Annotated in this window: 17 protein-coding genes; 10 read left to right on the top strand and 7 right to left on the bottom strand. The window is 48.9% G+C overall.

Annotated features, from left to right (window positions below; all coding sequences use genetic code 11):
* Positions 1 to 53: 53 nt before the first annotated feature.
* The 8 genes from ACTJJJ_RS11410 (at position 54) to ACTJJJ_RS11375 (ending at position 12,594) form a co-directional block, all read left to right on the top strand.
* On the top strand, positions 54 to 2,936 hold the full coding sequence (locus tag ACTJJJ_RS11410) for a TonB-dependent receptor domain-containing protein (RefSeq protein ID WP_426292714.1): 2,883 nt from the start codon (positions 54 to 56) through the stop codon (positions 2,934 to 2,936).
* An 86-nt stretch (positions 2,937 to 3,022) separates the two neighbouring features.
* Positions 3,023 to 4,693, top strand: a complete 1,671-nt coding sequence (locus ACTJJJ_RS11405) for an IPT/TIG domain-containing protein (RefSeq protein WP_440701866.1) — start codon at positions 3,023 to 3,025, stop codon at positions 4,691 to 4,693.
* A gap of 222 nt (positions 4,694 to 4,915) precedes the next feature.
* Positions 4,916 to 5,542: a HupE/UreJ family protein gene (locus ACTJJJ_RS11400; RefSeq protein WP_188935098.1), complete on the top strand. Its 627-nt coding sequence runs from the start codon at positions 4,916 to 4,918 to the stop codon at positions 5,540 to 5,542.
* 27 nt (positions 5,543 to 5,569) lie between these two features.
* Positions 5,570 to 7,951 (top strand): M1 family metallopeptidase, encoded by a 2,382-nt coding sequence (locus ACTJJJ_RS11395; protein WP_440701865.1) that lies wholly within the window; start codon positions 5,570 to 5,572, stop codon positions 7,949 to 7,951.
* 196 nt (positions 7,952 to 8,147) lie between these two features.
* Positions 8,148 to 9,095, top strand: a complete 948-nt coding sequence (locus ACTJJJ_RS11390) for a D-2-hydroxyacid dehydrogenase (RefSeq protein WP_440701864.1) — start codon at positions 8,148 to 8,150, stop codon at positions 9,093 to 9,095.
* 161 nt (positions 9,096 to 9,256) lie between these two features.
* Positions 9,257 to 11,422: an ArnT family glycosyltransferase gene (locus ACTJJJ_RS11385; protein ID WP_440701863.1), complete on the top strand. Its 2,166-nt coding sequence runs from the start codon at positions 9,257 to 9,259 to the stop codon at positions 11,420 to 11,422.
* 20 nt (positions 11,423 to 11,442) lie between these two features.
* A complete protein-coding gene (locus ACTJJJ_RS11380; RefSeq protein ID WP_440701862.1) occupies positions 11,443 to 12,294 on the top strand; it encodes a DMT family transporter in 852 nt (283 codons plus the stop codon).
* A 108-nt stretch (positions 12,295 to 12,402) separates the two neighbouring features.
* Complete coding sequence (locus ACTJJJ_RS11375) at positions 12,403 to 12,594, top strand: cold-shock protein (RefSeq protein WP_188935108.1); 192 nt, start codon at positions 12,403 to 12,405, stop codon at positions 12,592 to 12,594.
* A 73-nt stretch (positions 12,595 to 12,667) separates the two neighbouring features.
* Here ACTJJJ_RS11375 and ACTJJJ_RS11370 read toward each other — a convergent pair whose 3' ends face one another.
* On the bottom strand, positions 12,668 to 15,106 hold the full coding sequence (locus ACTJJJ_RS11370; RefSeq protein WP_440701861.1) for an ABC transporter permease: 2,439 nt from the start codon (positions 15,104 to 15,106) through the stop codon (positions 12,668 to 12,670).
* Positions 15,107 to 15,392: 286 nt separating this feature from the next.
* Between ACTJJJ_RS11370 and ACTJJJ_RS11365 the strand changes: the two genes are divergently transcribed.
* Positions 15,393 to 15,815 carry an XRE family transcriptional regulator gene (locus ACTJJJ_RS11365; RefSeq protein WP_426292707.1) on the top strand — a complete coding sequence of 141 codons (423 nt, stop codon included), beginning with the start codon at positions 15,393 to 15,395 and terminating at the stop codon, positions 15,813 to 15,815.
* A 339-nt stretch (positions 15,816 to 16,154) separates the two neighbouring features.
* Here ACTJJJ_RS11365 and ACTJJJ_RS11360 read toward each other — a convergent pair whose 3' ends face one another.
* The 4 genes from ACTJJJ_RS11360 to ACTJJJ_RS11345 form a co-directional block, all read right to left on the bottom strand.
* Complete coding sequence (locus ACTJJJ_RS11360; protein WP_440701860.1) at positions 16,155 to 16,679, bottom strand: DUF6934 family protein; 525 nt, start codon at positions 16,677 to 16,679, stop codon at positions 16,155 to 16,157.
* Positions 16,680 to 16,757: 78 nt separating this feature from the next.
* Complete coding sequence (locus ACTJJJ_RS11355) at positions 16,758 to 18,473, bottom strand: GMC oxidoreductase (RefSeq protein ID WP_440701859.1); 1,716 nt, start codon at positions 18,471 to 18,473, stop codon at positions 16,758 to 16,760.
* A gap of 12 nt (positions 18,474 to 18,485) precedes the next feature.
* Positions 18,486 to 19,094 (bottom strand): gluconate 2-dehydrogenase subunit 3 family protein, encoded by a 609-nt coding sequence (locus tag ACTJJJ_RS11350; protein WP_440701858.1) that lies wholly within the window; start codon positions 19,092 to 19,094, stop codon positions 18,486 to 18,488.
* Positions 19,095 to 19,227: 133 nt separating this feature from the next.
* The gene (locus tag ACTJJJ_RS11345) at positions 19,228 to 19,635 is read right to left on the bottom strand and encodes an EthD family reductase (protein ID WP_440701857.1); all 408 of its coding nucleotides are present in this window, start codon (positions 19,633 to 19,635) and stop codon (positions 19,228 to 19,230) included.
* A 122-nt stretch (positions 19,636 to 19,757) separates the two neighbouring features.
* On the opposite strand from ACTJJJ_RS11345, the gene ACTJJJ_RS11340 reads away from it, so the two are divergent.
* On the top strand, positions 19,758 to 20,624 hold the full coding sequence (locus tag ACTJJJ_RS11340; RefSeq protein ID WP_440701856.1) for a LysR family transcriptional regulator: 867 nt from the start codon (positions 19,758 to 19,760) through the stop codon (positions 20,622 to 20,624).
* 40 nt (positions 20,625 to 20,664) lie between these two features.
* Here ACTJJJ_RS11340 and ACTJJJ_RS11335 read toward each other — a convergent pair whose 3' ends face one another.
* Together ACTJJJ_RS11335 and ACTJJJ_RS11330 are read right to left on the bottom strand one after the other, a co-directional pair.
* Positions 20,665 to 22,194, bottom strand: coding sequence for a RagB/SusD family nutrient uptake outer membrane protein (locus ACTJJJ_RS11335; RefSeq protein WP_440701855.1), 1,530 nt, complete (start codon positions 22,192 to 22,194; stop codon positions 20,665 to 20,667).
* 37 nt (positions 22,195 to 22,231) lie between these two features.
* The gene (locus tag ACTJJJ_RS11330; protein WP_440701854.1) at positions 22,232 to 25,399 is read right to left on the bottom strand and encodes a SusC/RagA family TonB-linked outer membrane protein; all 3,168 of its coding nucleotides are present in this window, start codon (positions 25,397 to 25,399) and stop codon (positions 22,232 to 22,234) included.
* Between the last annotated feature and the right edge of the window lie 447 nt (positions 25,400 to 25,846).

Below are 25,846 nucleotides of genomic sequence, written 5' to 3'. Positions count from 1 at the left end.
CATTGAGGTAACATTGGCGATCTACTTTTGTGTCGAAAATTTGACACCTTAAGATGAAAACCAAACTTTTTACATTACTGTTTACCCTCGCTGCCGTCGTCACGGCATTTGCAGATCCGGGCTCGATACGTGGCTCGATCAAAGACGCGAAAACCAAGGAGGCGCTTATCGGAGCCTCCATTCTCATAGAAGGCACACAGATTGGTGCTGCCGCCGACGTCGACGGGAATTTTGTACTTTCCAATGTTCCTGTCGGCACCCACAAAATCATCATTTCCTTCGTTTCGTACCAAACCAAAGAAATTCCTAATGTCCGCGTAGAATCCGGAAACATTACGGTGATCGACACGGAACTGGACGAAGAGGGCAAAGCATTGCAGGAAGTTGTTGTCCGCGGAAGCCGTGCCACCAATACAGAAGTGGCGGTTATTAGCGAAATCAAACAGTTGAAACCGATCGCCGTCGGTATTTCCGCCGCACAAATCCAGAAATCGCAGGACCGCGACGCCGCTGCGGCCATCCGGCGGGTACCTGGTATCAGCATCGTCGACAACCGCTTCGTGATGATCCGCGGGCTCGGTTCACGTTACAATGCGGTACTGATCAACGACGTGATCACCCCTTCCAGCGAGGTTGACACCCGTGCGTTCTCGTTTGACCTTATCCCAAGCAATATCATCGACCGGATGATCGTCTACAAATCCGGTTCTGCCGAATCTCCGGGCGACTTTGCAGGTGGTGTGATCAAGATTTATACCAAACGCCGCCCCGACCAGAACTTCACCGACGGTGCCCTCACGGTAGGCTACCGTGCCAATACTACATTCCAGAGCGTTCAATCGCATTCACGCAGCGGGGCCAACTTTCTTGGCTTGTGGGGTGCCGATCAGACACTTTCCAGCGCATTCCCGAAACGTTCGGCCGATTTCAATACCCTCAGCGCTGTCGACAGGGCCGCTTACGGACGCATCCTGCCTAACAGCTGGGCTTTGAAAAACGTGAATGTATCGCCCGACCTGCGTCTCGCATTCAACCTGGGACGCCGTTTCGATATCGGCAATGTGGACGTAAGCAACATTACGAACATCAACTATTCGATGACCAACCAAGCCTCGGATATCGATTTAAAACTGTACCAAAACGGTCTGAATGCGAATGACGTTTTTGAAAAATATAAAGATTCCAATTACTCTCGCCAGACACGTATCGGCGTACTGCATAACTGGACGTTCCGCTTCTCCCCGATTTTCAACCTGGAATGGAAGACGTTGTTCAACCAGATGGGCAACACCGAAACCGTTGCCCGAGAAGGCCAGCGTGTAGTGGATGGTTATGATATTAAGAACTACTCACAGCGTTTCGAAAACCGCAGCATCGTCACGACGCAGGTTTCGGGTGACCACAAAATCGGTGACCTTACGAAACTGAACTGGATCACTGGCTTTGGCTACACAGGCCGCTGGGAGCCCGACTGGAAAAGGATCCGTTTCCAACGCCCTACGCCTGAACAGGGCAGCGAGGCCATTCCTTACCAGGCTGTGGCACCAATCGACCCTAACCCTATCGATCTCGGCCGCTTCTATTCCAAACTCAATGAGCGCGTAGTGACTTTGGCTGTAAACGGCGAGCATACGTTCGGCAACCCGGTTGACCGCGAACCCAACAAAATCCGCTTCGGGGTGTACGGTGAGCGCAAAGACCGCGATTACTCTGCTCGTTTTTATGGATATACCAATGTAGGAAATGCCTCCGAAATCCTCCGCGGCGACGTTAGTTCGATTTTCACTCCTCAGAATATTACCGGCCAGGATGGCGGGCTTACCATCAAGGACGGTACCAAGGACCTGGATTCTTACAATGGTATCAACAACTATTACGCGGCCTATCTGAGCGGCGATGTGAACTTTGGTTCGAAAGCCATTCTGACCCTCGGTTTTCGTGGCGAATACAACAACCAACAACTACATTCGACGATCGTGAACGAGCGGAAAGAGCTTGTGAACAACATCGTGTTCATCCCGCTTCCCTCCCTGAACTTCACTTATAAGCTGAGCGAAAAACAGAACCTACGTCTGGCTTACTCCTCAACCCTTAATCGCGCGGAATTCCGTGAAATGGCCCCATTTACCTACTTCGATTTCAACCTTCTGGCTGACATCCGGGGTAATACAGCGCTAAAAACAGCGAAAATCCAGAATATGGATGCGAAATGGGAGTTTTACCCGACTGCGAATGAACTGATTTCGGTAACCGGTTTCTACAAGCATTTCAAAAATCCCATCGAAACGTTTCTGATCCCGACGGGTAATGGGCTGGCTTACACCTTCATCAACGCCGGTTCCGCGCAGAGCTACGGGGTTGAAGCGGAGGTTCGCAAAGGCTTTGCGGAGTCGTCCAGCCGATTCTTCCAAAACCTGACATTGGTAGCCAATGCATCGCTGATCAAAAGCAAGGTTAATCTTGGACAGGAGGTGGAAGGGCCGGATTTGAGCGGCGCTATCCAGAAATATGACCTGACTGGCATCACCGACAGCAAACGTCCGATGGCCAACCAGTCGCCCTACCTCGTGAATGCGGGTGTTTACTACGCCGAACCAAACGGCTGGCAGTGGAACGTGCTTTACAATGTTTTCGGACAAAGAATCTTTGCAGTGGGTAATGTCGACAACCCGACGGTTTACGAAATGCCCCGCAATGTAATAGACCTGAACATCAGCAAGAAATTCAAAAACAACCTTGAACTGCGCCTGGGTATTCAGGACTTGCTGAACCAGCCGGTACGTTTCTCGCAGGATTTCAGCCACGACGGCAAAATCGGCAGCGACGTGACTACCAAAGGGCCGAATGCCGACCAGGATATCCGCAAGTTCAGACGCGGCAGCTATTTCACACTTACAGCTGCCTACAATTTCGGAAGAAGAACAATCATACCATAATTCAATCAGTACCATCAATGGCGTTCGCCGGCGTAATATCAGTAACAGTTTAAAACCATCCAATTGCAAACAAACTTGAATTCACTATGATTAGCTTAAAAAACAAACTGTATTCATTACTCCTTCTGACAGGTCTGGTAGCAGGCTTGACGGCGTGCGACAACGATGATAAGCCGGATCCAACTCCGCAACCTGTGCTGGCTGTTACCGCTATCGCTCCGGCGTCAGGCCCTGCCGGCACCAAAGTAACAATTACAGGTACAAAGTTCGATCCGACTCCCGCTAACAATACCGTATTGTTTAACACAACACAGGCTACTGTAACAGCTGCTACTGCCACTTCATTGGAAGTAGCGGTTCCTGCCAATGCAACCAGCGGTGTTATCTCAGTAACCGTAGGGGGTGTAACTGCGAAAAGCACTGCAAGCTTCACGGTATCTGACCGTGTGGCGGTAGAAGTGAAGGACGAAATCAAGACTAATACTACCTGGACAAAAGACAAGATGTATCTGTTGAAAGGCTTTGTTTACGTAACAGCTGGTACTACCCTGACTATTGAAAAAGGAACACTCATTAAAGGTGCTGGTAAAGACGCAGACCCTACTGCTTCCGGCAAAGGTGGTGCTCTGATCATTGAAGCAGGTGCAAAACTGGTTGCTATCGGTACTGCCGAAGAGCCAATCGTATTTACTTCTGCCAACGACCCGGGCAAGCGTAACTACGGCGACTGGGGTGGTGTCGTATTGATCGGTAAAGCTCCTAATAACCGTCCGGGCTCAACTGCATTCGAAGGTGGTATCCGCGGAACTATCGGTACTGGCACAGCAGCTGACGACAACTCAGGAACATTGCAATATGTACGTATCGAATTCGGTGGTATCGCATTGAGCTCTACTGCGAACAGCGAGATCAACGGTTTGACACTTTACGGCGTAGGTTCAGGTACGACAATTGACCACGTACAGGTTTCTTATTCGGGTGACGACTCTTACGAGTGGTTCGGCGGAACTGTAAATGCTAAAAACCTGATCGCATTCCGTGGTTTCGACGACGATTTCGATACTGACTGGGGTTTCACCGGAAAAATTCAGTATGCCGTTTCATTGCGTGACCCTGAATATGCGGATCAATCTGCATCCAACGGTTTAGAATCGGATAACTTCAACTCGGGTGAGCCGGCAACAGGCCCTAACAATGGCCTGCCTTTGACCGAGCCTACTTTTGCCAACGTGAGCCATTTCATAACTGCCGGAACTCCTTCCACAGCTACTATCAAAGGAAGCGGTGGCTACCAGTCGGCCATGCACTTACGCAGAAACACTGCTATCAGCGTCCTTAACTCTGTATTCGTAGGTGCTCCTGAGGGACTTCGTCTGGACGGAACTGCAACAGGAACCTGGAAAAACGCACAAGACGGCAAACTGGACCTGAGAGGTATCGTATTATCGAACAACCTAACTGCGATCGTTGGTAAAGGCGATATCACCACCGACCAGGCTACTACTTACTTCAAAACCGCTGCACGCAAGAACGAAATCAAAGACGTTGCTTCGCTGCTGCTCAACAGCGCGAATTTCAACCTTGCTGCTCCTGCATTCCTGCCACAGGCTACTTCCCCACTTTTGGGTGGTGCTACCTGGGAAGGCAAAGGTGCTGATGCATTCTTTACAAAAGAACTTTTCAGAGGTGCTTTCGGAACAACAGACTGGACCAAAGGATGGGCCAACTGGGATCCGCAGAACACGATCTACAAATAAGCACTTTCAAAATCTTATATAATTGGTGTCAGAATTTAGAAAGGCCGGAAGCAGATGCTTCCGGTCTTTTTCTTATGTACAGCGTCATAAATACGGCCCACGGCGTGTAGCATTTTCACCACATTGTTGGTTTACAGAACCGAAAGAAATATCTTCGGGTTTATCTATTTTTGTCTTGACAATTAAATTGTCCGACTTCACATTTTTCCTAACCCTAGTTTAATGTCCGAGTTCCAGGCTTACCTTCAATTAGGATTCAACCATATCACTGATTCCAACGGCTATGATCATATTCTCTTCATCATGGCTATTTGCTCGGTCTATACGCTGGTAGACTGGAGAAAAGTAATCGTACTGGTGACTGCTTTCACCGCGGGGCATTCCGTCACACTGGCATTGGCCACATTGGGTTATGTCAATGTCAACCCCGACTGGATCGAGCTGATGATTCCGTTCACCATACTTCTCACGGCTTTTATCAATTTTTTCCATAGGATCCCGAAGAACTCCTACGCGCCCAAGGAGAAGGCTCCTGCATTCAGGTACCCGCTCGCATTGGGCTTCGGTTTGATCCACGGACTGGGCTTTTCGAACTATCTGAGGGCATTGCTGGGTAAGGAGGCGGATATTTTCAACCCGCTGCTTGGCTTTAATGTAGGCCTCGAACTGGGACAACTCATTATTGTCTTTATTATCTTAGCCATTGCATTCGCGATGATCGAACTTCTGAGGGTGCAAAAATTGAGCTGGATACAGATATTGTCCGGTATTATCTTTGGAATGGCGCTCTCGCTGATCCTGAACAATGATCTTTTCCGCACACTCACAGGCATGCCTGTCAACTCTTAAAACCAAACTATTTATGACCAACCGATTATGAAAAAAACGCTGCTCCCGTTACTAATGCTGCTCGTGTCGCTATGCACCATGGCACAGCAGCTCCCCACCTCCCCCAATTACCAGGCCAACGACCGTTTTGAGCAATTGGGTACCACCCTGCCCACTCCCAACACCTACCGGACCGCTTCCGGCGCGCCGGGTAAAGAGTACTGGCAACAACGGGCGGATTACGACATCAAAGCCGAACTCGACGACGACAATCGCCGCATTATCGGAACCGAAACCATTACATTCTTTAATCAATCCCCGGATGATCTGAAATACATCTGGATGCAGCTCGACCAGAACCTTTTCAAAAACGATGGTATCGCCGCCAGGTCGCGCACAGGCACGGTCAACCAGAAAGGAATGAACGTCGACCAGTTGCAGGAAATAAACAGCGCGCGCGGCGCGACGCTGGACCCTAAGATCGAGTATGGCTACAAAATCACCTCTGTAAAAGACAAAACCGGCAAGGCATTGCCCTTCACCATCAACGGAACGATGATGCGCATCGACCTTCCGCTTGTGTTGAAAACCGGCACCGCATTTGTATTCAGCGTGGATTGGAATTACAATATCACCGAATATTATGGGCGCAGCGGCTTCGAGTATTTCCCAAAGGATGGTAATGCCAATTATTTCATTGCGCACTGGTTCCCACGCCTGGCCCCGTACGACGACGTCAATGGCTGGAACCACAAGCAGTTCCTGGGTCAGGGAGAGTTCGCATTGATTTTTGGTAATTACAAAGTAGCCATCACCGTTCCTTCCGATCACGTGGTAGCAGCCAGCGGCGAATGCCAGAACTATTCGCAGGTACTCACCGCTACCCAAAAACAACGCCTCAAACAAGCCGAAACGTCCAAAACGCCGGTAATGATCGTAACGCAGGCGGAAGCGGAAAAGGCAGAAAAGCGCGAAAACAAGAACCCGGGAAAGAAAACCTGGATCTACAAAGCCGATAATGTACGTGACTTTGCATTCGCGAGCAGCCGGAAATTTATCTGGGACGCCATGCAGAGCGATGTTTACAAAAGCGGCCGCAAAATCTGGTGCATGTCTGTTTATCCCAAAGAAGGTAACCCGCTATGGGAGCAATACTCGACCCGCGCGGTGGCCCACACTTTGAAATCCTACGGCGCGCGTACATTTGAGTACCCTTATCCCGTGGCGATCTCCTGCCATTCGGTAGCCGGCGGCGGCATGGAATATCCGATGATTAGCTTCAACGGGGGGCGCCCGGAGGAAGACGGTACTTATACGGAAGCGACAAAATATGGCATGATCGGCGTGATCATCCACGAAGTTGGCCACAACTTCTTCCCAATGATCGTCAACTCCGACGAGCGCCAGTGGGCATGGATGGACGAAGGTTTGAACACATTCTGCCAATACCTGGCCGAAAAGGAATGGGACTACAACTTCCCGACCCGCCGCGGCGAGCCCAACCAGATCACGGAATATATGTCGTCGGACAAATCGGTGCTGAGCCCGATCATGGCCTCGGCTGAAAATGTCATCGGACTTGGGCCTAATGCATATGGCAAACCGGCAACCGCATTGAACATCCTCCGCGAAACCGTGATGGGCCGCGAGCTCTTCGACCATGCATTTAAAGAATATGCCACCCGCTGGCGTTTCAAAAGCCCTACCCCGGCCGATTTCTTCCGTACCATGGAAGATGCCTCGGGCGTAGACCTCGACTGGTTCTGGAAAGGCTGGTTCTACGGCACCGAGCCTGTCGACCAGGATCTGGTAACGGTCGACTGGTTCAGCATCGATACGCAAAATCCAGCGATCGAGAAAGAAATAGCCCGTAAGGAAGATGCGCGCAAAAAAACGACCATGAGCAAAATCCAGGATGCTAAAACGAAAGGCGAAACCGTTGTGGCCCAGGATTCGACCATGGCCGATTTCTATAACCGTTACGATCCGTTCAAAGTAACCGACGCCGACAAGCAGAAATATGAGCAATACCTGGCGACATTGTCGGACAACGAGCGTCAGCTGATCCAGGCTAATACCAATTTTTACACATTGTCTATCAAAAACAAAGGCGGCGTACCGATGCCCGTGATCGTAAAAATGGGCTTCGAGGACGGTACGGACTCGGTGGCGGTATACCCCGCCGAAATCTGGCGTTTCAACGACGTACAGATCAACAAGGTAATTTCAACCAAAAAGAAGGTTGTTCAATGGACGCTCGACCCGTACCAGCAGATTGCCGACATCGATACCGAGAACAACTCGTTCCCACGCATCGCACAACCGACCCGCTTCCAGATCTTCAAACAGCAACAGCAGAAAAAAGCGCCTAACCCCATGCAAATGCAAGGCGCTGGCGGTGGAAAGATCAGTACCGATCCCAAGAATTAGCGTTATAAGTGATAATTTTCAAAGCCCTTCCGAGTGTATTTGGAAGGGCTTTTTTATGTTAATTCGAAATGGATTCTATGTAATTTCAAAATAGAATTCGTGTAATTTCAAAGTTTGAGCCGTACAACAAAGCATTCATAGTACCAATCAGGGTCGAATTCGTATCAACCTGGAAAAACATTTAAAAACTATTTACATGAACATCGTAATTCTCGACGGATATACTTTGAACCCCGGCGATCAGGACTGGGCGCCCATTGAAAAGCTGGGTAATGTGACCATTTATGACCGCTCGGCCAGGGAGGAAATTGTGGAGCGGGCCAAGGATGCGGAAGTGGTGCTGGTCAACAAGGTGGTGCTTTCCGGCGAAACGCTGGCGCAGTTGCCTAAGGCCAGGTATATCGGCGTGATGGCTACGGGTTTTAACAATATCGACATTGAAGCGGCCAGAAAGCAGGGCATTACCGTCACCAATGTGAAAGCCTACGGGCCAGCTTCGGTTGCGCAGCAAACTTTCGCATTGCTCCTGGCGATCGTGAACCGGGTCGAAACGCACAGTCAGAGCGTATTTGCCGGTGATTGGGTCGCTTCCGCCGATTTTTGTTACTGGAAAACGCCCCTTACCGAACTGGCCGGAAAAACCATCGGACTGATCGGCCTCGGGGATATCGGCTCCCAGGTCGCGAAGATTGCTGCCGCTTTCGGAATGAAAGTGATCGCATACCGGAAACATCCCGTGCCGACAGACGGCGTGGAAATGGTATCACTCGATGAGATCTTCCGACAAAGCGACGTCATAAGCCTGCATTGCCCACTTACCGACGAGACGCGGGAGATTATCAACCGGGAAAATCTTGCAAAAATGAAATCGGGCGCCATTGTGCTCAATACCGGTCGCGGGCCGCTTATTCACGAGCAGGACCTCACCGATGCCCTCAAAAATGGCACAATCGCAGCGGCCGGGCTGGACGTACTTTCCGTGGAACCGCCAAAGGCCGGTAACCCATTGCTATCCGCGCCCAACTGCGTCATCACACCGCATGTGGCATGGGCGACATTCGAAGCGCGGCAGCGGTTGCTGCAAATGGTTGCCGACAATCTGGAAAATTTTCAATCGGGAAAACCGGTCAATGTGGTTTCCTGAGATTAGGGCAAAAAGCGTGCGCATTATGCACGTACACTAACAAATCGTGCTCTCGGCCCGAATAATCGCGTACCTTTGCACCACTAAATTCATGTACGGGCCGCGTGAACGCGGCCCGTAGCACGGAGTCTGCTATTGTTCAGTTCGTTTTCATTCCGTATATGGGTATTTGTTTACTCCTGATTTCGTTTGCCTGCCTTTTCGCGATCTTCTTCCTGTGTTCCTCCGAAACCGGAGCTTATACCAACCTACGCCGGGCATTCCTGTTATCGCTGATCACCAACGCGGGCATCGTATTCATTTACAATGAAATAGCTTCATTTTTTAACGCAATCAACACCACTTCTGCGTTGGTTTTCTGGATTACGGAAGCTGTGGGTGTGTCGGGACTGGTTTACTATTTGAACCGCTCGGGGAAAATAGATCTGAGCAGACTTGCCGTACTGAAAGGCGCATTCCGTCTCGCCGGATTTGGAAAGACCCATAAAATTGTGATTACCGCAGCGACGCTGCTATATATACTTCCGTTGCTGTTCCTGGCCTTATATGCTGCGCCAAACAACTTTGACACGCATATGTACCATTTGAACCGGATCCTGATCTGGATTTACAATGGCAACCTGGATCACTTCCCCACCATGCATTTGCAGCAGTTGTATCTAAATGTATTTGCAGAATACCTGGTACTGGATACCGTGCTGCTATCCGGTTCCGATCAGTTTTCAGGCCTGATCCAGTTCAGCGCATTTATCGGTTCGGTCTGCGGAATTGGGCTGATCGCCAGAAAATTCGGGCTGGGCAAGGACGGGCAATTACTGGCGTCGATATGCTTCCTGACGTTGCCCATCGCGGTTTTTGAAAGTACCAGCACGCAGGTTGACCTTTGCGGATGCTTTTTCTTCATCGCTTTCGTGTATTTTGGTTTTGAATTACTCGAAAAGAAATCAGCACTGGCGCTGGTAGCGATGATGCAGTCACTGGCATTCGGCGGTTTTTCAAAGTACACGATCCTGATATTCGCCATACCGTTTGCCGTCTATTTCGGTATACGCATCCTGGTCCAATACCGCTTCGCTTACGCCATGAAAGTGCTTGGAGTGGCGATTACCCTGCTCATCATCACATTTTCGCCCTTCTTTTACAGGAACTACTCCCTTTTCGGGCATGTGATGAGCCCATTGAGGGATACACGGTTCGCGTCGGAAGAGCTGCCAGCTAAGAAGCATTCGGTGCTATTCACGCTTTCCAGCGTTATCAAGAATGCCGGACTTAATATCGGGCTACCCAATACGAGTTTCAACCGTGCGCTGGATGGCAAGATCCGGGCGTTTCACGAATCCATCGGCGTCGGTATCGATGACCCCGATCTCAGCGTCGACCCATTTTCAGTCAAATACTCGGTTCATGAGGACATGATCCCGAATACGATCCACTTCTGGCTGATCGTCGGTGCAGGCATTATGCTATTATTCCTGCCTTTGAGCCGGGATATCAAATGGTTCTGGACTTGCTCGGCCCTTGGGTTTCTGCTGTTTTGTACATTAATGAAGTTCCAGCTCTGGAGCACACGTACGCAGATGCCGCTATTCGCGATGGGCGCGGTCATGATCGCCTGCGTGTACTCGCTTAAATTCCGTTGGAAAGCTGTCTATCTGATCATTCCATTACTGGTTTCCTCCTTGCCGTTCGTTTATGGAAACCCGAGCAAGGAGCTTATTTCCATCAGCTTTGTAACACGAAAAGCGTTGGGCCATATTCCCGTCGCGATCTGCGAAAGCAGTGCCGAAACAGGGAGAGTTTACGAAAAATACCTGAGCGACTATTACGAATTCCCAGGCAAGGACAACTGCCATCCCTTGAAAAGATGGCCCGACTACGCCGAAAGGACAAAGGTATTTTCATTACTGGAAAAAGCGGGCTATTACGATCAGGACCGCACTTCCAATATTATCTCCATGAACCGCAACAGGGCCTATTTCCTGAGCAATCCCGACAACTACCTCAGCTTTAAAGAGCTCTTGCCGCACATCCCGACCGATCGTAATGTGGGTGTGATGTTCCGCAGAAACGTAGGTTATTACCATTTCTGGAGTGCGACGGACAACGACGTGCAACGCCCCGGCCGGATGGATTACATCCGCTACATGAAGGAGCTTTCGCCCTTGAAAAACGCACAGAAAAAGTTCTGCTACGAATACGTTCTTTCCGATGATCCGACGCTGATCGACTCATTTATTCCGCGGGGCAACATCGCCCGCATTTATTCGAGCGAGCTGCTGCATTTGGTGGAACTTAAAAAGACCAGTTGCGAGAAATATCCGTTCTGATCCCGACCTAATTGAACACAATGGCCCATGCAACTCAGCCGCTGACAATACGGGTAATTTCACAAATAGTGCTGGCGATGAGCGCTTTTGCCGCCAATTCGTTATTGTGCAGGGTCGCACTTACCCAAACCGCCACAGACCCGGCGAGTTTCACCATTATTCGCATGCTGGCCGGAGCGGTCACACTAAGTCTCATTGTACTCTTACGCGAACGCAAGCCCCGCAACAACGGAAGCTGGCCAGGTGCGCTCAGCCTTCTCGTCTACGCGGCTGCATTCTCCTTTGCCTATGTGAAGCTATCCGCCGGAACCGGCGCTTTGCTCTTATTCGGCTCGGTACAGGCGACCATGGTCCTTACCGGTCTGTATCAGGGTGAACATTTACGGATCATCCAGTGGGTTGGCCTGTCAGCCGCCTTTTGTGGCCTGGTTGTTCTGGTTGCGCCTGGAATTCACGCACCCGACCCGTACAGTGCGGCGCTCATGGTAATTGCCGGGATGGCATGGGGTTCTTACTCGCTTCTTGGAAGAAAACAGAGCGACCCGCTGAAAGCGACTGCCGGGAACTTTATGAAAGCGGCCCCGTTTTCATTGCTGCTGCTTCCTTTTGCGGACTCCGTTGATTCACAGGGCATCATTTTCGCGGTTCTGTCCGGGGGTGTCTCCTCAGGTGTGGGATATGCGATCTGGTACAGCATTTTACCCTCGCTCAAAGCCGCTCCGGCAGCATCGGTGCAGCTAACCGTCCCCATTATCGCCTCCACGGCAGCCATTTTTATATTGGGTGAGCACCTTACTTTCAGCCTCGTGATTGCATCCATTGCCATTTTAGGTGGCATTGCGCTGGTAATTTCGGGAAGAAACCGTCATTGAATGACCGCATTCATGCCTACTGCGGTGAAAATGAACGGATTTCAGCCCCACAAATTTTTTCTGTTAAATTTTTTGTTTTACCTTTGCGCTAATCTATAAAAGAAAATTATGAACAAAGGAACAGTTAAGTTTTTCAATGAAACCAAAGGTTTTGGTTTCATCGCTCCAGAACACGGTGGAGCTGACATTTTTGTACACGTGTCGGGATTGAAAGACGATGTCCGTGAAAATGACAGCGTATCTTACGAAGTTGAAGAAGGCAGAAAAGGGTTGAACGCGGTGAACGTAACCATTATCTGATCAGATATAAACGAAAAGTGAGCAAAATCCTCCTGAACAGGGAGGATTTTTTGTTTTTATACCAATACAAAACCTACTCGTTTCGCAGGCTTTTCACAGGATTCGCCAACGCGGCTTTAACACTCTGGAAGCCGACGGTAGCCAGGGCAATGGCCACAGCTAAAAAACCCGCCAGCGCGAAGACCCACCACTCAATATCGGTCCGGTAAGCAAAGCCCTGCAACCAACGGTCCATGGCATACCACGCAATGGGCGACGCGATCAGAATGGAAACCAGGACTGGTTTCAGAAAATCTCTGGCCAGCAAAGTTGTAATGCCGGCTACGGAAGCACCCATCACTTTGCGCACACCGATCTCTTTGGTACGCTGTTCAGCCGCGAAAACGCTAAGCCCGAAAAGGCCTAAGCAGGCAATCAGGACAGCTACGGTGGCGAAACATGTGAACAACTGCCCGATACGCTGTTCGGTGCGGTATAGCGCATCGAACTCATCGCTCAAAAACGTGTATTCAAAAGGCCTGCCGGGTGCTGTTTTCTTCCATATCGCCTCCATCGATTGCAGGGTGGAGCCAATGTCAGCCATATTCAACCGAAACGAGACGGCCTCCAGTGACATTTTTTCAACACTGCTGCTTCCCAGCATTTTTGTATTGATCACCAGCGCCACCGGCTCAATCGTCGCTCTCAGCGATTCATAATGGAAGTCCTGCACCACCCCGATGATCGTCAGCTGCTCTCCACCCGACTTGTGAATCGTTTTACCGATCGGCTGTGCGTACCCCAGGCGTTTGGCGGCGCTTTCGTTGATAACGACGCCGGTACTATCGGCGATCCGGGCTCGCTCAAAATTTCGCCCCTGCACCAGTCTCAGTTCGAGCGTCGGAATGTAGTCCGGATCGACCTTCCATTCCTGCATATTGACCGATTGCTTCTGATCAGTTGTTCCGGCCGGATACCACATATCGTTCCAACGATTGGACGCCACGGGCAGAAAGCCACTCACCGAACCCATTTTTACCGCCGAATTCCGCAGTACTTCCTGCTTGAAGGTAAAAATGTCCGATTCTGTCGTTTCACTCGTTTTGACGACAACCACCTGGTCTTTGGTAAATCCTATCTTTTTCGTTTGAATATAATGGAGCTGCTGATGAATGAGCAGTGTACCGATGATCAGTAACACAGACAGCGAAAATTGGAATACCACCAAAAAACCACGAAGGTTATAGCTCCCCGGAGCTAGCCATAACTTACTTTTCAGCACCTCGATAGGCTGGAAAGAAGACAAAAGGAAGGCCGGATAAAGCCCCGCCAATACACCCACCAAAACGATTCCCGAAACGAAGTAGCCAATGGACAGCGTATCGGCAACTTGGCTAATAGATAACGACTTGGCCGCCAGACTGTTAAAATCAGGCAATAGCAGGTATACCAATCCGATCCCGACCACCGACGCGAGCGCCGTAAACAATAGGGATTCGGCGAGAAACTGACCTATCAGATCCGCCCGGGTCGAGCCCATCACTTTACGGACGCCCACTTCCCGCGCCCGTTTGGCCGAGCGGGCTGTCGATAGATTGATAAAATTAAAGACGGCGATCAGCAAGATAAAGAAAGCGATGCCCAGGAAAAGGTAAATGTACTCGATGCTGTTGTTGGGTAACAACTCCCCCTCGCGGTCGGAATGAAGGTGAATGTCCAGCAGCGGCATCAGTGAGTAGCTGAAATTGTTCCCTGCTTTGCGGGTTTCAGCCAGGGATGTTTGAAAAAACCGCCGCAGCGCCGGATCCATGTAGGTTTGAAGCACCCGCTCGAATTTGGCCTCTACCGATTGGGGATCGGTTCCGGGCCGGAGCAACAGATAGGTATTAAAAACGTGGTTTCCCCATTTGTTAGCCTTCGCTTCCGCGGTTTCATGCAGCGGCAGCAGAAAATCGGCCTGGAAGTGCGACTGAGCTGGAATATCAGCGATAACAGCGGTCACGCGCCTTACCTGGTCGGTGTCGAAAATGAGCGTGCGGTCGAGCGCATTCGAAGCACCAAAATATTTTTTGGCCATTCGTTGGGTGATTACCACCGAATTGGGTTCGGCCAGTGCTTTCTTAGGGTTTCCGGCAATAACCGGCAGGGTAAATACATCGAAAACAGTCGAGTCGGCATAGAGTACCCGCTGCTCCCGGATGGCGGACTTGCTACCCTTTACCAAATGGCTCCCATATTTCCCCAAACGGGTCGTTTCTTCTATCTCCGGGAAGTCCTGTTTAAGCGTCTGCCCCATTGGAGTAGGTGCAACGGCAACTTTGGCTTCTTTCTGGGAATACGTGATATCGCCGTTTATTCGATAAATCCGGTCGGATTTCTGATTAAAGCGGTCGTAGCGCAGCTCATCCATCACATAAAGAATACTGAGCAGGCTGACAGCCAGCCCAAGCGCGAGGCCAAAAATGGTGATAGCCGAATAGACCTTACTTTGCGTCAGGTTCCGGTAAGCGATTTTGATATATTTCTGGTGCATGGTTGAGTAGGTGGTACAAATACCTCGCCAAACTTCAATAACCGGCCGGGATTCCTTGAAATGGGCTATTTTACACACGCAACCGCTGTGCATTTGTCCATTTGCGGACAAGCGCAGTACAGAAGTGGACAAGGTATTCATTTCCGGTTCCTGCGACTCCTTAGATAAAATATTACGAACCAACGGACAGGATCATATTGGTAACTTACATGAAATGCCGGTAAATTATCCGGAAACTTCCCAACGGATTTACATAAATTGCCTTTCCAACGAAACAGCGCCCTGTATGTCACATGCTACCTCCAATCCCAGGATCCACGAAGGCCGCAACCTAAAACGCTTCCGGGAAATGCTCGCTATCAAACAAGACGTGCTCGCGTTTGAGCTTGGCGAAGAATGGAACCAGCAAAAAGTTTCTTTACTGGAACAAAAAGAAAAGATTGATTCCGACATTTTGGAACAAGTTGCTGCTATACTTAAAATTCCGGCTGAGGCGATTCGAAATTTTGATGAGGAGAAGGCCATGAATATCATCTCCAATACATTTCAAAGCGGATCCTTTGTTGCAAATTCAGTCGAGACCTATCATAATAACCCAATTGACAAACTCATTCAGCTTCACGAGGAGAAAATTGCATTGTACGAGAGGATGTTGAAGGAAAAGGATGAAATGATGCTGCGGTTGGAGCGGTTGATTGAGAAGAGGTAGGCGATACGACGGTATCAGTTGTAAAACGGATTATTGGCCTTGTTGGAAATTCGGGGGTATGAAGGTTATTTCAGAAACTCCTTTGGAACTGGGTTTCTTTTCAAAAAAGCCTTCATTTCTTCTGCCTTGCGGTCAAAAGTGGATTGCCCAGGATTGCGAAATCCAACATAAACGCATTGCGATATCGCTTGAACATCAGGTGACATCACACTAATAACCAGCCCGTGAGAACTACCTGGGCGTGTAGAGCCATTAGGACTGGATATCCTGGTAGGATGTAACCCTTTACTATTTTTCTCTTTTGATGTCTTAGGATTTTGACCAGGCATATTTTCTCCTTTATCTTAGACCAACGTACAAATGATCTTTCAAATTTAACAAAAACGCATCGTAATTGGTGCCTTGTTCAAAACGAACCCAGTCACCGTCCCAATTTGGCCAATCCCCCATTATCAATCCATCCAGCTTATTTGCTTTAAACCCATATATATTACAAAACTCAGATAGCTCATTGTAATATGTATTAATGCCCATCTGGTATTTCCGGGTTCTCAAAGCCAGCTCACCAGGTAAAACTGACCCTGTTGCGGCGATGTTCGCTCTCGGGTTCTGTTTAAGGAATCCCAGCGCTTTTTGTCCAACTGTTGCTAAAATACGATCAGTATCACCATTTCTAATTGTTGCTTTATCATTAATATCTCTTTTCCAGGCATCCCAAACACCAAAGCCTACATTATAGAATCTGGTTTCAGCATCCATTAAAGTGATGCGCATTCGCAGCTCAATAACGCCTTGGTCTCCTACGCTACAAAAACTAAACTCATTATTTCCAGTTTGGTATGTTGGATATGCCGTAATGTCCATAGTATGTGTGATGCCAATGAGGCGCAAATCTACGCAAAGTCAGACCCGATAGCTTCGGGAAATAGAATCCTCCTAACCTCACAAATTCTGCCGCTTCAACTCCCTCACCGCGTAATCCGCAGCTCTTGCCGTCATAGCCATGTAAGTAATGGACGGGTTCACGCAGGAGGAAGATACCATCGCAGCCCCGTCGGTGACGAACACATTTTTGCAATCGTGCACCTGATTGAATTTGTTCAGCACTGAGCTTTTCGGGTCTTTGCCCATGCGGGCCGTGCCCATATCGTGAATGCCCAGGCCTGGATGCGTGTCTTGCCGGTTGAACCCGGTAACGTTTTTAAAACCTGCGATTTCCAGCATTTCCACTGCCGAAGCCATCATATCTTTTCGCATGCCCAGTTCATTTTCACCGAAAGCAGCGTCGAAAACGATCATTGGAATGCCCCATTTGTCTTTCTTGTCCTTGTCCAAAAACATGCGGTTCGATGGATCGGGCAGGATTTCTCCGAAGCCGCCGAATCCCATTGTCCACGTGCCGGGGCGTGTCATATCTTCTTTGAAATTGGCGCCGAAACCATTCATCGTGATGCCCCGTTTCCAGTCGGTTTTACTCGCACCTCCCTGGTAACCGTAGCCCCGCAGGAAGTCCTTCTTATCGGCTCCCCAGTTTCTGAAACGCGGTATATACAACGCATTGGGCCTTTGACCAAAAATATAGTCGTTTTCGAACCCTTCGACCGTCGCATTCGCGCCTACGCCCAGGTGATGGTCCATAATGTTCCTGCCCACCTGATCGCTGTCATTGCCCAATCCAGTGGGGAAACGGTTGGATTTCGAGTTGAGTAAAAGCGCCGCCGAGTTCATCGACCCGGCATTCAGAAATACGATTTTGGCAAAAAACTCTTCCACAGCCATCGTATGCTGATTGATCACACGAACCCCTTTGGCCTTTTTCGTCTTTTCATCGTAAATGATCTCGCTGGCAATGGTATCGTGCAGGACCGTCAGTTTGTTCGTTTTCCTCGCTGCCGGTATAGAACCTGATAATGAGCTGTAATAAGCGCCATACGGGCATCCGCGGGCACATTTGCTGCGGTACTGGCACGACGCCCGACCGAGATCCGTATGCAAGGGCTGCGGCTTTGTCAGATTCGCGACGCGCCCGATCGTCACCGGCCGGTTCAGCTTTTTCAACATCGTATCCCTGAAATAAGCCTCGGGAGCACTCATCGGCATCGCGGGCAGGTAATGGCCATCCGGCAAAACCTCCCAGCCTTCCGCCTGGCCGCTAATGCCGACAAACTTCTCGACATGCGTATACCAGGGTTCGAGGTCTTCATACCGGATCGGCCAGTCTATCGCGATGCCTTCTTTCGCATTCGCTTCAAAATCCTTTTTGTTCATCCGGTACGACTGTCGGCCCCAATGCATGGACTTCCCGCCCGTGTGATAAGCCCTGATCCAGTCGAAAGGACGTTTTTCTATATACGGATTCTTTTTGTCGTCGGTAAAAAACGGACCGGTTTCCTCATTCGCCAACGTTCCGAAACGGTTATTGGCCCAATATTCCTCCGCCGAATGGATCGACACCCTTCCTCTGTGCTCGAACTCCCATGGGCCTTTCATCGCCGTGTCGTAGTCTTCGATGTGCTTCACTTCGCGGCCTCGCTCGATCATCAGCACCTGCAAGCCTTTTTCAGTCAATTCTTTTGCCGCCATCCCGCCCGTCATGCCCGAACCGACCACGATTGCGTCGAACGTATGTGCTTTATCTGATTTCAAATTTAAGTTCATGGTGATGGACGACTAGTAGGCGAAAGATTTCTGATTAGGCTTCATTTTGATCATTTCCAGCTTTCCCGGAATGGGTACGTATTCGAAGGACGATTTTATTCCTTCTTCGGACGTAAAGTACCCCAGCATTGTCAGCTCCTTTATCAGGCGCCAGAACGGCAATCCCTTTGCCTGGACCGCCATTTGCTCACGGTCTTCGTTATCACCCATCTTGGTCTGCTGCACCTGATAAGCCTTCATTTCATCGGCGGAATCAATTTCGACCTGCGTCAACACGGCCGTTCTTTGCTCCGCATTCAAGTTCAGAAATTGCTTCGTTTCCAGATTATTCAGCCCGGCTATAAAACTCTTGTGCTCCGGCGTTTTATAACAATCCTGTAACATCATCACGATGAACGCCGGAACGCCCACATCCTTCGCGCCGGGCGTTGTCGTCTTTGGAATGATCATTTCAGCGACTTCCGCTACGATCAGTTTCTGGTTGTCGGTCAAGCTGAACTCCGCCGGAAAACTTTCTGACGGCACGCGGCTTTCCCAACGGTTCATAGCCAGCAACGTCGGGGCAGACAAAGCTCCTCCAAGCATGGCCGCAACATGTGTAATAGCAGTTCTTCTGTTCATGGATTCACTGGGCTGATATGGCGAGACGATTAAGCATATACAAATAAAGGTCAACAGGACGAGCTAAAAAGCCTCATTCTATTGACCTTTACCCAAAGTCGGCGGATTTATATAAATTGCCTGCCACCAGCCTCTACTTCACCACCTCACTCACCAAAATAACAGGACTTACATTGGTGTAATTTTGAAAATCGGCACGGATGGCGTCTCGATTCGGCGCGATGGCCGCCTGATAGTCGCTTAGGCTCTTTACATAGAATGTGCCGATCGCCATAAAAGGCAGCGGCTGATTTGGAATTCCACTGGCAACCCCTTTCTCGATGGTGTATTTAACCAGGTTTGATCCTAAAAACTTTGCTACCATAGGCATGTGCTTGCTTTCATAGTACTCCATATTAAAGGTTTTACCTTCGGCATAAGGGTACATGACGGACACTTTTGTTACGCCTTTTTCCACAGCAGCGACGTCCTGTTTTTCCTGAGCGAACACGGCGCAGCAAGTCGTTAGAAAGAAAAACGACAGCATTAGATTTAATTTCATAATCACTTCATTTAGCTAATAAATTGTTCATTTTGAGCTAATTGAGCAAATATTGAAATATTGTCTATATTCGCAAAACGTTATTTTTCGATGAAATCAATCGAAAAAACCGATTTAGCGAAATGGAATTACGACAGCTCAAATACTTTCTGAAAGCCAAAGAGTTATTGAATTTTACAGAAGCTGCAATGGCTTTGAACATCAGCCAGAGTACGTTATCACAGCAAATCAAGCAACTGGAAGACGAATTGAGTGTTCCCTTGTTCAACCGCATTGGGAAAAGAATTAAACTCACCGAAGCTGGCGAGCTGTTCAGCGAATATGCTTTGCAGAGTATAAACAGAGCCAATGAGGGGCTGCTGCTTTTGCGCGATTTAAAAAATTTAAATACAGGCAAAATTGCTATCGGTGTAATTTACTCGATGCGAATTCTATTTGCCAAAATATTGATAGAATTTGCAAGCCAGCATCCCAACATCAAAATTCAGGTTGTATTTGGCACCACAAAAGATCTTCTCGAAAGGCTCAATTTGCATCATTTCGACTTCATTTTGACCTTCCACGAAGAACTCCGGGAACCGCATCTCAAATATCAGACGCTTTTAAAGGCGAATATGGTGCTGGTAACTGCCAAAAATTCTTCGTTAGCACAAAAGACCAATATATCACTCAACGAAGTGGCCGGGTTGCCATTGGCCCTACCTTTCAGTGGCAGCAATAGTATTCAGTTTTTTGAGGAGTCATTTGGCCAAAAAAACTTGGTCCCGAATGTTTGCATGGAAATAAATGACATTCCTACGCTATTCGAAATTGTAAAAACGGGTCATTGGCACACGATACTAAGCGAGACCAGCGTAAACGATGCCGATGTGGTGGGAATCCCTATCGATGGAAAACAAATGCGGCGAACCATTATGATTATTTCCCTCAGGGAAGCTTATGAAAAGAAAGCCGTGACAAAATTCTATGATATGCTGGCAAAGATTTGAAAAAGCATTGAGCCGGCATGCGGCTCAATGCTTTACTTCGTTAATAACCCTGGTTTTGAATCAAACTTTTGTTCCGGTCGACTTCCGATTGTGGAAATGGGAGCACGTTGTTCTTCTCTCCAAAAGATAATGTCACACCGGCGGGGTTTTTAACCATCGCTAGTTTTTCTGCCATAATTCCCCAGCGTTTAAGGTCAAAATAGCGATGTCCTTCCATTGCTAGTTCAATTCGCCTTTCGTGACGAATAAAATCCCTTAAAAGGCTTTTTGAATTGTACTTCGCCTGATCCACAGGAGGCAGGTTAACGCCGGTTCGTGTCCGTACTTTATTGATCGCGTCGTATACGGTTGCATCAGGCCCGGAAGCCTCGTTCTTTGCTTCGGCATAAGCGAGCAATACCTCAGCATATCGCATATGGACGATGTTCATATCCGTAAGCGGGGTTTTGGATCTGTCCCATGGTAGTTTGGATGTATCCATGTACTTCTTCATGGTAAAACCTGTCAGAACCGGATCAGTTGTTACAAAAGTAGAGCCGTCTGGATTTACATATTTGTCCCCCGGCACCAGGATGGTCATTTTTAACCTCGGATCCCGTTTTTCATATGGATTCGAAGGATCATAACCTGATGTGGCGTCAGTGATCATTTTTCCACTGGTCGTTTCGTACTCATCTACGAGGTTTTTGTAAGGCTGATTACCTCCGTACCAGCCGATTTCAACCAGCACGCCTTCGCCTCCCTGCGGATTGTTTGGCGCCAGGTATTTGGTAGAGAAAATGATTTCCGGATTGCCTTGCTGCGTCGCTTGTAAAAACAAATTTGCGTAGCCGCCCTGATAGATGGAGAATGTATTGGAGCTAATGATATCACCTGTCAAAGCTGCGGCTTCTGCCCAGTTTTGCTGATACAATGCAACCCGCGCTTTGAGCATTTGCGCACTCGCCTTCACGGCATGTCCGGCATATGCAGTTGCCGGAAGTTTTGAGATGGCATAGTCGAGGTCTTCTACTACAAATGCAAGAACTTCGGTCTTGGGACTTTTGGCGATTTTGGCATCTTCCGCTGTTTTGGGAGCTGTTTTGTAAAGAACTACATCTCCGAAAAACTGCACCAGCTCAAAATAAAACAAGGCCCGGAGAAAACGGACTTCGGCTGTGTAAACATCCGCTGTTGCCTGAGGTAATGCGGTTACGCTTCCGACATTTTCAAGAAAATAGTTACACGCCGCAATGCCTGCATAAGGATCGTTATATAGGATCGAGGGTACATTGGAAGGATTGGTAATCCCTATCGTCAGGTTTTGAAAACCGATCTGGTTATGCCGGTCAAATGCATTGTCCGAATAACCGTCCAGCTGAGTCCTTCGGTGACCGAAAAGACTGCTCTGCAATCTACGGTAAACGCCAACCAGAGCCATATCTACATCCGCGGGCGTTTTCCAGAATGTTGGGCCCGAAATGGCATGCATTGGATTTCTGTCTAAAAAGCTGTCGTCACAAGAGCTTGTCCCTCCAAGCACCAAAGCTGACAACAACGCGGTAGAAATAAATTTATATCTGAGGTTCATTTTCTTAGTATTTAGTGTTTTACACAAACCGATTCCGTCAGAATTTAATACTTAAGCCGGCAGTGAATATTTTAAGTTGAGGAAACTGAGCGAATCTGCCCGAGCCCGCACGTTCCGGATCGTTCCCTTCATATTTTGTCCAGGTGATCATGTTGTCCCCCGAGAGATATACGGTTAGCCCTTTGGACTTTATTTTACTTAGAATCTTCTCATTGAATGCGTAAGACAGGTACAAGTTCTTCAAACGCAGATAGGAAGCATCCTGAATAAAGTAAGTCGACGTGTATCCGGATACACCGGCGTAACCTGTAAGATAGGTGGCAGGGACCGTGTTGCTGGGATTGGTAGGTGACCACGCATTCAGGAACCTCGTAGGAGGTGCAGATCCTTGCTGAAAAGGCTCGTAGCCCCAGCCGTTCACCTGCGTATTGATTCCCTGGACACCTTGAAAAAACGCCGTCAGATTGAAGCCTTTCCAGCCCGCATTCACGCTAAATGAATAATTGTATTTAGGAAACCGGCTGATCCGGATCCGGTCTTCGGGCCCGACGGTGCCGTTACCATCTACGTCCCTGATCTTGAGATCGCCCGGTTTGAGCGTGCCAGAGGAAGGTTGCTTGGGCGAATTGTCTATCTCTGCCTGACTTTGGAAAACGCCGATCCAGTCGTAAACGAAAAAGTTGTTGTAAGGCTGCCCTATTTCGATCGTGCCCAATGTAGGAGCAAGCAGTTTCGTAACCTTATTGTTGTACTTGTGATACAGCACGCTTACGCCGTAGTTGAAGTCCCCTAAGTTTTTCCGATGCCGCAATTCCACTTCGATTCCGGTATTTTGCATACCGCCGGCATTGACAATGGGGGCCGCCAACCCGACGCTGCTCGGCAAATCGGCACGGGTTGAAAGGATATCCGTTGTATTTCTTTTATACCAATCAATCGTAGCGCCGAATAGTCCCCTGAAAATATCGACATCGAGTCCGAAGTCCAGCATCGATGTTTTCTCCCATTTCAAATCCGAAGTTACCAGGCGCGTCAACTGTGCTCCGGAGCTCAGGTTCGTGAAGGGATAGGATGTCAGACTCAGAATGTCCTGATAGGGATAGTTTCCGGAAAGGTTCAGCCGGTCGGCCACCCCTACGTTGATTTCCTGATTCCCCAACACACCATACGAAGCCCGAAGCTTTATATTATCGACCCACGACAAAGTGTTTTTAATAAAACCTTCCTCGGAAATCCGCCATGCCGCCGAGCCGCCACCAAACGTGCCCCACCGGGAACTAACCCTTGAAGTACCATCGCGGCGAATGTTGCCTTCCAAGAAATATTTACCCTTGAAATCGTAGTTTACCCGGCCGAAGAAGGATCGGAGCGCCCATTCAGATGCGGAACCTCCGGTAGACTGATTATTTGCCCCGCTACCGTCCAATACCATAATGGTTGTGTTTGGAAAGTCAAATCTGTTACCGGACAGCCGCTCCGAGAGGTTTTCCTGCTGTTCAAAGCCAGCCAGCAGCCCGAGCGTATGATTCACCCCAAATTGTTTGGCATAGTTCAGCGTGCTGAAAAAAGTCTTCGTGATACTTCTGTCTTCCCGCTGCTGAAGTCCAAAAAACGTCGGGTTGCCATTAGCCACCTGAACGTATTTGCCCGAAGCATCGGGCTGGTAGGCGAAGGAAGGCGAGCCGAACTGACGGTTTTTAAGCTGGTCGTTATAAAATGTCATCCCTGCTTTATTCAGCCATTTCAGGCCTTTCAAAATCTCGACCTCCACAAAAGCCTGCGCATTTACATTGTAGGTCTTTGTAAACTGCCCCCCCGTTGCATACACTTCTTCGACACTCCTGTTGCCTGCCCCGTTTCCAGCAAAATCCCTGTTGGTTACTCTTCCGCTCCCATCAGGCAAAAAAGGTGCAAAAGTCGGCGCAGAGGCGTAGGCTAGCAGGAGCAAATCGTCGTTGACCAGCCATGGTGCCTTGGCGTTTTGGTAGGAAAGGTTCAGGTTCGTACCCACACGCACCTTTTTGTGTACCTGCGAAGACAAGTCGATCAGACCATTGTACCGGTTGTACAGGTACCCTTTTGTGATACTTTCCTGATCGAGATAATTGAATGAAATGTTGTACAACGTCTTTTCATTTCCCCCGCTGAAACCGAGGTGATGGTTCTGGATGGGGCCTTTGCCAAGTACATAATCCAGCCAGTTGAAATTAGGATATTGGCTGCTGTTGGGATTGTTCCTGTACAGGTCGATCTGCTCCCGCGTGTAGATGGGCGCCTGACCACTTCTGGCCCTGGCAGAATTGTACATTTCCATATACTGCACTGAATTTGTGATCAGCTCCGGCCTCCTGGTCGCCTGGCTGAGCCCGAAGCTTCCGGTGTATTCGATTTCGGCAGAACCCGCCCGTCCCTTTTTTGTCGTGATCAGAATCACCCCGTTTGCTGCGCGGGCACCGTAAATGGATGCCGAGGCAGCGTCCTTCAAAACTGTCACACTCTCAATATCTTGTGGCGAAAGATTCTTGATCGTCCCGATAATTCCGTCAACCAGGATCAACGGCGCATTGGATGCCCCGAACGAACCAAACCCTCTCAGCTGATAGGCCGCATCGTCACGCCCGGGTTCACCGGTAGATTGGATCACATCGAGACCGGACACCCGGCCTTGGAGAAGATTCTGCACGTTAGGAACAGGTCGTTCTGTCAACTCCTTGCCTGTTACGGTGGTCACAGAACCCGAAAGATTGGCTTTGGTTCTGGTTCCATAACCTACGACAACCACTTCGGAAAGCGACGATTCTTCCGATTTCAGGTTTACATTAACGGTTGTTTGGGTACCTACCGGCACTTCCTGTTTGATGTAGCCGATATAGCTGAAAACCAAAATGACGTCATCCTTGGCTGGCACAGTATACTTGCCGTCTGCATCGGTGATCGTGCCGGTGGTGGTGCCTTTCAACTGGACACTTGCACCAGGTAATGGTGCACCGCCATTGTCAAATACCGTTCCTGAAACCTGCCGGGTTTGAGCAAATGCTACCTGCGAAGAAATGATCAAAACCGCTGCGAACACTTTTGCGAAGTTGCGTATCGCGTGTTTTGAAAGAGCTGCTTTCATGGAATGGACGTAAGCTCGGCCAGCCTGTTTCCAGGCCGGCAAACAACTTTGATTCGTCCATCCGCCGGGATTGTAGAGTTGATTCATAGGGCACAAAAAGTTTATTTAATAGACATTCGACCAATACAATTATTTAGCAATCGGGAAAAGCCGGAATTTCTGCCTTAAAGCTTGTCATCAGAACTCTTCCTAACCCTTCAAATGATTTGGGACGTTGAATTAAGAAAAACAGACAACATAATATCATATGCCAAGATCACCCATACAAGTACGAAATCGGATTTATCAACTATTTGGTTATCAAGTCAAATAATAACAAAAGTCCACTTACACCTTAATTTCAACACTACCCCAGGCACCTTTACTAATAATTATAAGGCAAATAAACACCGGATTAATCCAATATGTTGATTTTTGGTTGATATCTTATAGTACTATATTTGCGTCAAGTTAAACTTTTCCGCGAAGCCCGATTTTTCCATCTGTCAGAGCTTGCCCACTCGTCAGAAGGGTTTGTAGCCAAGAAAACTTCCC

It is taken from the genome of Dyadobacter sp. 22481 (assembly GCF_052044875.1).
GTDB lineage: Bacteria > Bacteroidota > Bacteroidia > Cytophagales > Spirosomataceae > Dyadobacter > Dyadobacter endophyticus.
Note: the sequence above shows the minus strand (reverse complement) of the source record. Positions and strands in the feature narration are given on the sequence as shown.

Coding starts and splice junctions, on each gene's coding strand:
- ACTJJJ_RS11335 (WP_440701855.1), bottom strand. CDS start 22,194: ATGAACCTCAGATATAAATTTATTTCTACCGCGTTGTTGTCAGCTTTG.
- ACTJJJ_RS11330 (WP_440701854.1), bottom strand. CDS start 25,399: ATGAATCAACTCTACAATCCCGGCGGATGGACGAATCAAAGTTGTTTG.
- ACTJJJ_RS11340 (WP_440701856.1), top strand. CDS start 19,758: ATGGAATTACGACAGCTCAAATACTTTCTGAAAGCCAAAGAGTTATTG.
- ACTJJJ_RS11405 (WP_440701866.1), top strand. CDS start 3,023: ATGATTAGCTTAAAAAACAAACTGTATTCATTACTCCTTCTGACAGGT.
- ACTJJJ_RS11370 (WP_440701861.1), bottom strand. CDS start 15,106: ATGCACCAGAAATATATCAAAATCGCTTACCGGAACCTGACGCAAAGT.
- ACTJJJ_RS11375 (WP_188935108.1), top strand. CDS start 12,403: ATGAACAAAGGAACAGTTAAGTTTTTCAATGAAACCAAAGGTTTTGGT.
- ACTJJJ_RS11360 (WP_440701860.1), bottom strand. CDS start 16,679: ATGGACATTACGGCATATCCAACATACCAAACTGGAAATAATGAGTTT.
- ACTJJJ_RS11410 (WP_426292714.1), top strand. CDS start 54: ATGAAAACCAAACTTTTTACATTACTGTTTACCCTCGCTGCCGTCGTC.
- ACTJJJ_RS11345 (WP_440701857.1), bottom strand. CDS start 19,635: ATGAAATTAAATCTAATGCTGTCGTTTTTCTTTCTAACGACTTGCTGC.
- ACTJJJ_RS11355 (WP_440701859.1), bottom strand. CDS start 18,473: ATGAACTTAAATTTGAAATCAGATAAAGCACATACGTTCGACGCAATC.
- ACTJJJ_RS11385 (WP_440701863.1), top strand. CDS start 9,257: ATGGGTATTTGTTTACTCCTGATTTCGTTTGCCTGCCTTTTCGCGATC.
- ACTJJJ_RS11400 (WP_188935098.1), top strand. CDS start 4,916: ATGTCCGAGTTCCAGGCTTACCTTCAATTAGGATTCAACCATATCACT.
- ACTJJJ_RS11365 (WP_426292707.1), top strand. CDS start 15,393: ATGTCACATGCTACCTCCAATCCCAGGATCCACGAAGGCCGCAACCTA.
- ACTJJJ_RS11390 (WP_440701864.1), top strand. CDS start 8,148: ATGAACATCGTAATTCTCGACGGATATACTTTGAACCCCGGCGATCAG.
- ACTJJJ_RS11350 (WP_440701858.1), bottom strand. CDS start 19,094: ATGAACAGAAGAACTGCTATTACACATGTTGCGGCCATGCTTGGAGGA.
- ACTJJJ_RS11380 (WP_440701862.1), top strand. CDS start 11,443: ATGGCCCATGCAACTCAGCCGCTGACAATACGGGTAATTTCACAAATA.
- ACTJJJ_RS11395 (WP_440701865.1), top strand. CDS start 5,570: ATGAAAAAAACGCTGCTCCCGTTACTAATGCTGCTCGTGTCGCTATGC.